Annotated in this window: 8 protein-coding genes; 3 read left to right on the forward strand and 5 right to left on the reverse strand. The window is 70.5% G+C overall.

Translation table 11 applies throughout. The annotated features are described in order from the left end of the window. Position 1: 1 nt before the first annotated feature. From Q1K57_RS15380 to Q1K57_RS15390, 3 genes are all read left to right on the forward strand, one after another. Positions 2-286 (forward strand): NAD(P) transhydrogenase subunit alpha, encoded by a 285-nt coding sequence (locus tag Q1K57_RS15380; RefSeq protein WP_300084235.1) that lies wholly within the window; start codon positions 2-4, stop codon positions 284-286. Positions 287-288: 2 nt separating this feature from the next. After that, positions 289-1,692, forward strand: a complete 1,404-nt coding sequence (locus Q1K57_RS15385) for an NAD(P)(+) transhydrogenase (Re/Si-specific) subunit beta (RefSeq protein ID WP_300084237.1) — start codon at positions 289-291, stop codon at positions 1,690-1,692. A gap of 136 nt (positions 1,693-1,828) precedes the next feature. Beyond that, on the forward strand, positions 1,829-2,317 hold the full coding sequence (locus tag Q1K57_RS15390; protein WP_300084239.1) for a GNAT family N-acetyltransferase: 489 nt from the start codon (positions 1,829-1,831) through the stop codon (positions 2,315-2,317). Positions 2,318-2,369: 52 nt separating this feature from the next. Here the strand turns inward: Q1K57_RS15390 and Q1K57_RS15395 are convergent, their stop codons facing one another. The 5 genes from Q1K57_RS15395 to infB form a co-directional block, all read right to left on the reverse strand. Then, positions 2,370-2,819 (reverse strand): hypothetical protein, encoded by a 450-nt coding sequence (locus tag Q1K57_RS15395; protein ID WP_300084241.1) that lies wholly within the window; start codon positions 2,817-2,819, stop codon positions 2,370-2,372. A 55-nt stretch (positions 2,820-2,874) separates the two neighbouring features. Beyond that, positions 2,875-3,879 (reverse strand): bifunctional riboflavin kinase/FAD synthetase, encoded by a 1,005-nt coding sequence (locus Q1K57_RS15400; protein ID WP_300084243.1) that lies wholly within the window; start codon positions 3,877-3,879, stop codon positions 2,875-2,877. A 22-nt stretch (positions 3,880-3,901) separates the two neighbouring features. Then, positions 3,902-4,807, reverse strand: coding sequence for a tRNA pseudouridine(55) synthase TruB (gene truB / locus Q1K57_RS15405; RefSeq protein WP_300084245.1), 906 nt, complete (start codon positions 4,805-4,807; stop codon positions 3,902-3,904). Next, the gene (gene rbfA / locus Q1K57_RS15410; RefSeq protein ID WP_300084247.1) at positions 4,804-5,244 is read right to left on the reverse strand and encodes a 30S ribosome-binding factor RbfA; all 441 of its coding nucleotides are present in this window, start codon (positions 5,242-5,244) and stop codon (positions 4,804-4,806) included. Before rbfA ends, truB begins: the two co-directional genes overlap by 4 nt. 166 nt (positions 5,245-5,410) lie before the next feature. After that, positions 5,411-7,741: translation initiation factor IF-2 (infB, locus tag Q1K57_RS15415; protein WP_300084249.1), on the reverse strand; the 2,331-nt coding region annotated here is incomplete at its 5' end.

Raw genomic sequence — 7,741 nt, forward strand, 5'->3', positions numbered from 1 at the left:
CATCTTCATCCTGGCCGCGTTCGTCGGCTACGAGGTGATCTCACGGGTGCCGGTGATCCTGCACACGCCGTTGATGTCCGGCTCGAACTTCGTGCACGGCGTGGTGCTGGTGGGGTCCATGTGGGCCCTGGCCCACGCGACCACGCCGATCCAACTCGCCCTCGGGTTCCTCGCTGTGCTGCTCGGCGCAGCGAACGCCGCGGGCGGCTACGTGGTGACCGAACGCATGCTCGGCATGTTCGCGTCCAAGTCGGACGCCAAGGCGATCGCCGGCAAGGAGGCCTGAGCATGCAGTGGGTCCTGAACGGCGTCTACCTGGTGGTGGCGGTGCTGTTCATCCTCGGTCTCAAGGCGATGAGCTCGCCGAAGACGGCCAGGAAGGGCATCGCCTGGGCCGGGGTGGGGATGGTGCTGGCGACGGTCGCGACCGTGTTCCTGCCAAGCAACGACGGCCGCGGTCTGGCCTACTTCGAGCCCGGCCGGACCGTCAACCTGGTGTTGTTGCTCGTGGCGCTCGCGCTCGGCGGCGGTGTCGCCGCGTGGCTCGGCAAGGTCGTCAAGATGACGGACATGCCGCAGATGGTGGCCGTCTACAACGGTATGGGCGGCGGCGCGGCCGCGCTCATCGCCGCGGTAGAGTTCACGTCCGACGTGCCGCCGACGGGCGTGCACGCGGTGCTGGCGATGGCGGGCGCCTACATCGGCTCGGTGGCGTTCACCGGGTCGATCGTGGCGTTCCTGAAGCTGCAGGGCATCATGAAGAAGACGCTCCGGTTGCCTGCGCAGAACGCCGGCAACGTCATTCACGCGCTCGTCACGCTGGCTGTCGGCATCGCGATCGTCATCTGGGGGCCCAACCCGTTCCTGCTCGTGCTGTTCTTCGCGCTCGCGCTGTTCCTCGGCTTCGCGCTGACCGCTCCCATCGGTGGCGCGGACATGCCAGTCGTCATCTCCCTGCTCAACGCCTTCACCGGCCTCGCCGTGGGCGTCGAGGGCTACGTGCTGCAGATCCCGGCGCTCATCATCGCCGGCATCGTGGTGGGCGCGGCAGGCACGCTGCTCACCCAGCTCATGGCCAAGGCCATGAACCGGCCGCTCACGAACGTGCTGTTCACGCCGATCACCGGCGAGGCACAGGCGGGGGGTGCGCTCGAGGGATCGATGAAGGAGGTGTCCGCCATGGACGCCGCCGCCATGATGCGCTACGCCGGCTCGGTCATCATCATCCCGGGCTACGGCATGGCCGTGGCGGGCGCGCAGCACAAGGTCTACGAGATGACCAAGCTGCTCGAGGCGGAGGGGGTCGACGTGAAGTTCGCCATCCATCCGGTCGCCGGCCGCATGCCCGGCCACATGAACGTGCTCCTGGCCGAAGCGGGCGTCCCGTACGACCAGATCTTCGACCTCGACGAGATCAACTCCGATTTCCCCATGACCGACGTAGCCCTCGTCATCGGCGCGAACGACGTGGTCAATCCCGTGGCGCGCACGGACACGTCGAGCCCGATCTACGGCATGCCGATCCTCGACGCCGACAAAGCCCACCAGTGCATCGTCATCAAGCGCGGCCGCGGCGCCGGGTATTCGGGCATCGAGAACGCCCTGTTCTACGGGGACAACACCTCGATGCTCTACGGGTCGGCGCAGCAGGCCGTGGCCGAGGTCATCACCCACATCAAGGAGCTCTCCTGACGCCGCCCACGGGCCACATGAACAGAGGGTGAACTCTCCGCCGGGAGGGTGATCGGTGGGCAAGACCCGCTTGTGTTTCGGCCTGTTTGTACCAGACTTGAGAAGCAACCCCGTCCACGAAAGGGAGACCATGGCGATGCCCGTGCAGGGAACCCAGATCGAGGCGCGCCTCGCGACGCGCGACGACTTGGCAGGCCTGGAGGCCATCGAGACCGACCGCACGGAGGGGTTGTCCGCGTCCTACCTGAACCTGCAGGAGAAGGGCGACTTCTACGTCGTCGTCGGCCTGGTCGATGGCGAGGTCATGGGCCGCGCCATCCTGGACGCCCGCACCCGCAACGAACTCGTCCCCGAACTCAAGCTGCTGTGGGTGGTCCCCGCGGCCCGTCGCCAAGGCCTGGGCGTCGCGATCACCTCCTACCTCGAGAGCGTGGCCGCGCAGCTGGGCTACGACGAGATTTTCCTCGGCGTCACTCCCGACAATCCGGCGGCCATTCCGCTCTACATCAGCCTCGACTACACACCGACCGGCGAGCACCGCAGCGCGGTCAACGTCTCTGTCGTCGACGCCGAGGTGGCGTCGGCCACCGAAGCCATCTACCGCAAATCCCTCCGCCTGCGCTGAGACCCCGAGTCCCGATGTCGGGCCCGTCGGGTCGGACGCCGCCGGCGTCAGGCTAGCCGCTCGACAACGCGTACACCCGGTGCGCCTTGCGCCCGCCGGTGAACTCCAGTTCGAGACCGCGCTCCTGGAGCAGGATGCGATGCAACGCCAGCGTTCGCGTGGTCATCTCCAGACGCATGGCGATCACGGTGGCCGGGTTGAGGGCACTGACGAGCAGCGAGGTGCCGTCCGCGAATCCGAGGGTCCACCGTTCGCTGAACGGGGTGGGATCGATGCGCCGCAGGGGGACGCCGCGCAACTGGAGCATGCGCGTCCGGCGCAGCAGCGTCGCGTTCGACTCGTAGTGCTCGAGCAGGATGCGGCGTGCGGCCGCGTTGAGTTCGGCGACGTCGTCGGGGGCGAGCCCCAGCGCCGCGGCCTGGTCGCGGGTGTGGCGGCGCAGCGGGCGAGCGGCCCACGCCGTGAGTGCCGCGAGCACCGCGAGGACGATCAGCCCCTCCATGGCGCACAGTGTGCGCCGAGCGCGGCGAAAAGACCAGACCCCGCAGTCCCGATCTTCACCGCCGCGCCGGTCCGCGCAGGCTGGCCGCGCAGGGGTGGTCGGCGAGGGCGGTGCGGGAGCGGGCAACGTCGTCGTCCATCTGCGCGATGAGGGCGTCGATCCCCTCGAACTTGACCTGCCCGCGGATGCGCTGGCAGAAGTCGACGGCGATAGGTGCGTGGTAGAGCTCCAGATCGTCCCGGTCGAGCACGTACGTCTCGACGCGCCGTTCGACCCCGTTGAAAGTCGGGTTGGACCCGACCGAGATGGCAGCCGGCCAGGCGGGCGGCGGCGTCCCGAAGGGGAGGCCGTGCCCGTGGGCGTCCCGGCCGTCCAGGCGGGTGAGGTAGCCGGCGTAGACGCCGTCGGCCGGACAGGCGAGTTCGGCCGGCACGGGCAGGTTCGCGGTCGGGAAGCCGAGTTCACGGCCGCGGTGGTCGCCGTGGCGGACGGTGCCCGTGAAGCGGAACGGCCGGCCCAGGAGGGCGGCGGCGTGGCGCACGTCGCCCGCATCCAGCGCGGCGCGAACGGCCGAGCTGCACGTCTCCTCGTCGCCCACGGTAACGAGCGGGAGCCCGACCACGTCGAAGCGGCCGTCGGCCAGCTGTGCCAGCGTGGCGAGGTTGCCGGCCGCCTTGTGACCGAACCGGAAGTTCTCCCCCACCACCACGTGGGCGGGGTGCAGCGGCAGCACGTACTCGTCGACGAAGTCGCCGGGGCTCTTCGCAGCGAAGGCGGGGGTGAAGTCGATGACACGCACGTCGGCGGCACCCGCTCCCTTGAGGAGCGCGATGCGCTCGTCAAGGCGCGTGAGCAGTTTGGGGCCCCGCCCGGGCCGCACCACGGAGGCCGGGTGGGGCCAGAACGTGATGACGACCACGGGCAGGCCGTGCCCGATTTCGCGGGCCCGACGGAGGACCTCGGCGTGTCCCGGGTGGACGCCATCGAAATTGCCGATGACGACGACGCTTCGACTCACCGCGGCCCTCTCCTCCCCGGTGCCCCGCCGGCACCGCAGCAACCCTAGCGCAGCGGCGCGGCCCTCAGACCAGCACGGCGACCGGCAGGGACACGGCCGCGTCGGCCGGGTCGGGCCGATAGAGGGCGAGGAGCTCCCCCGCGTGCACCAGCGCCGTCGGGTCCGCGGGCACGGGCCAACGGAGCCCTCGGCCGTGGGCGATGGCGGCTGCTGCGGCGGCGTCCACCTCGAGGGTCGCGAAGCACAGCGGCGCGATCTCGGCGAGCCGGTACGGGCGAACGTCGGCACTCTCGCCGGGTGCGAGCCCGTCGAGCTGGGCGTCCCAGGTGACGTGGGCGAGGGTGAACGGGCCGACGGCGGTGCGGCGCAGGGCCGTCAGGTGTCCGCCCGTGCCGAGCGCGTCGCCTAGGTCGCGCGCGAGGGCGCGGATGTAGGTGCCGGAACTGCAGTCGACCACCACCTCGACGTCGACGACTGCGACGCCGTCGGCGTCGGCTGTGCGCACGTCGAGGGCGTCGAAACGGCTGACCGTGACCCTGCGGGCGGCCAGCTGGACATCCTCGCCCTTCCGGACGCGGGCGTACGCCCGCTGGCCGTCGACCTTGATCGCGGACACGCTGGACGGGACCTGGCTGATGGTGCCCGTGAGCTCCGCCAGCGCGGCGCTCAGCCGAGGCCCGACCGCCGTGAGGGCCGCGCCGGCGGCGTCCGTGACGTGACCGTCGGCGTCGTCGGTGTCGGTGGCCTGGCCGAGGCGGATGGTGGCCGTGTACGTCTTCGTGGTGAGGGCGAGGTGGCCGAGCAGCCGCGTCCCCTTGCCGATGCCGAGGACGAGGACGCCGGTGGCCATCGGATCGAGCGTGCCGGCATGGCCGACCTTCTTGGTGCCGATGGCCCGGCGGGCGCGCGCGACGACCTGGTGCGACGTGATGCCCTGAGGCTTGTCGACGACCAGGAGGCCGGAGGTCACGCGTCCGCCTCGTCCTCGTCGTCGGCCGGCTTCTTGTACGGGTCGGCATCGCCGGCGTAGGAGGCGCCGGCGGACGACGCGGCGAGTTCGGCGTCCGAAGCGCGTGCCTTCGCGAGAAGGGCGTCCATCTCGGCTGCGGTCTCGGGCACGGCGTCCAGCACGAAGCCGATCGTCGGGGTGAACTTCATGCCGAGTTGCTTGCCGACGGTCGACCGGATCATGCCGTTCGCTGAAGCGAGCGCCGCCGCGGTCCCGGCGCGCGCCTCGTCGTCGCCCATCACCGTGTAGAAGACGGTGGCCTCGCGGCCGTCACCGGTCATGCGGACGTCGGTGAGGGTCACGAATCCCAGGCGGGGGTCCTTGATGCGTCGCTCGAGGAGCTCGGCCACGATCACCTTGATCTGCTCGGCGACCTTGATGTACCTCGGGTTTCCCATGCTGCTCTCCTTGGCGCGTAGCCGCCGCGCTCAGGGCCACGGCGGGCGGGGACGACACACGGGTCCGAGCGGTGGTCGGACGTTCCGACCCCGCCGGGGCGGGCGGGGCCGATCAGGGGCAGGGCCGGGCGGGGACCCGTGTGTCGTCCCCGCCCGCCCCGTCGGCTCACTCGCGCGGCTTCTCGACCATCTCGTACGTCTCGACGATGTCGCCGGTCTTGATGTCGTTGTAGTTGCTGAGCGTGAGACCACACTCGTAGCCCTCGCGCACATCGGTGACGTCGTCCTTCTCCCGCCGGAGCGAGTTGATGGACGTGTCGGTGACGACGACCCCGTCGCGCAGCAGGCGAGCCTTCGCATTGCGGCGGATGTGACCGTCGAGGACCATGCAGCCGGCGATGGTGCCGAACTTGGAACTGCGGAAGATCTCGCGGATCTCCGCCTGCCCCATCACCTGCTCCTCGAAGACCGGCTTGAGCATGCCCTTGAGCGCCGCCTCCACCTCGTCGATCGCCGCATAGATGACCGAGTAGTAGCGGATGTCGACGCCCTCGGCGTCGGCCATCTGAGTGGCCTTGCCCTGAGCACGCACGTTGTAGCCGATGATGACGGCATCGGACGCCGACGCGAGCGAGACGTTGGTCTCGGTGATCGCACCCACACCGCGGTCGATGACGCGCAGCGACACCTCGTCGCCCACATCGATGCCGGCCAGCGCATCCTCCAGCGCCTCCACCGAACCGGCCGAGTCGCCCTTGAGGATGAGCTTGAGCTCCTGCGTCTCCCCCTTCTCGAGCTGCTCGAACAGCTGGTCGAGCGTCTTGCGACGCGTCGTGCGGGCCAGCAGCGCGGCACGCTGGCGTGCCTCGCGCTTGTCCGCGATCTGCCGGGCCATGCGGTCGTCGTCGACGACGAGGAAGTTGTCGCCGGCGCCGGGCACGGAGGTCAGGCCGAGCACCTGGACAGGCATCGACGGCGGAGCCTCGTCGATCGTGTCGCCGCGGTCGTTGATCATCGCCCGGACGCGGCCGTGCGCCGAACCGGCGACAATCGAGTCGCCGGTCTTCAACGTGCCGCGCTGGACGAGGACGGTCGCGACGGGGCCACGGCCCTTGTCCAAGTGCGCCTCGATGGCCACACCCTGAGCGGGCATGTCCGGGTTGGCGCGCAGGTCGAGGGCAGCGTCCGCAGTGAGGATGACCGCTTCGAGAAGCCGATCGAGACCCTCACGGGTGACCGCGGACACATCCACGAACATCGTGTCGCCGCCGTACTCCTCGGGGATGAGGCCGTACTCGGTCAACTCGCCGCGCACCTTGACCGGATCGGCCGTGGGCTTGTCGATCTTGTTGACCGCCACGACGATCGGCACATCGGCCGCCTTGGCGTGGTTGAGCGCTTCGACCGTCTGCGGCATCACGCCGTCGTCAGCCGCCACCACGAGCACCGCGATGTCGGTCGACTTGGCGCCGCGGGCACGCATGGCGGTGAACGCCTCGTGACCCGGGGTGTCGATGAAGGTGATGGCCCGCTCGGAGCCGTCGACCTCGGTCGCCACCTGGTAGGCGCCGATGGCCTGGGTGATGCCACCCGCCTCGCCGGCCACGACGTTGCTGTTGCGGAGGGCGTCCAGCAGCTTCGTCTTGCCGTGGTCGACGTGACCCATGACGGTGACGGCGGGCGGACGCGGCGCGAGGTCGTCCTCGCCGCCGAGGTCCTCGCCGAACTCCAGGTCGAAGGACTCGAGCAGCTCGCGGTCCTCGTCCTCGGGGCTGACCACCTCGATGTCGTAGTTGAGCTCGGCACCCAGCACCTGGAGGGTGTCGTCGGCAACCGACTGGGTGGCGTTGACCATCTCGCCGAGGTGGAACAACACCTGCACGAGGGACGCCGGCTCGACACCGATCTTCTCGGCCAGGTCGGTGAGAGAGGCGCCGCGGCGGAGGCGAACCTTCTGTCCGTCACCGCTCTTGATACGGACGCCACCGATCGTCGGGGCCTCCATCTGGTCGAACTCGGCGCGACGCGCCTTCTTGCTCTTGCGTCCACGGCGCGAGGGGCCGCCACCGCGACCGAACGCACCCTGGGTGCCGCCACGACCGCCACGGCCACCACGGCCGGCGGCGCCGGGACCGCCCGGGCCCCCCATCGGACCACCGCCGCCGCCACCGGGACGACCGCGCCCGGGTCCAACGGGCCCGCCGCCGGGGCGTCCGGGACGGCCCTGGCCCACCGGGGTCAGGGCGCCCGAGGCCTGCTTGGGCATCATCGCGGGGTTCGGACGCGGCATGCCGCCGGTTCCACCCGGACGCGGCATGCGCTGCCCGTCTCCGGGGCGGGGCATGCCGCCCGGACGCGGGGCACCGGGACGCGCCGGGGCGCCACCGGGGGCGTCCGGACGCGCCCGGCGCACGCCCATGCCCTGGCTGGACGCGAAGGGGTTGTTGCCCGGACGCGGGGTGCCCGGACGTCGCCCGGCCGCGTTCTGGCCGGGCAG

It is taken from the genome of Propioniciclava sp., from assembly GCF_029977985.1.
GTDB lineage: Bacteria > Actinomycetota > Actinomycetes > Propionibacteriales > Propionibacteriaceae > Propioniciclava.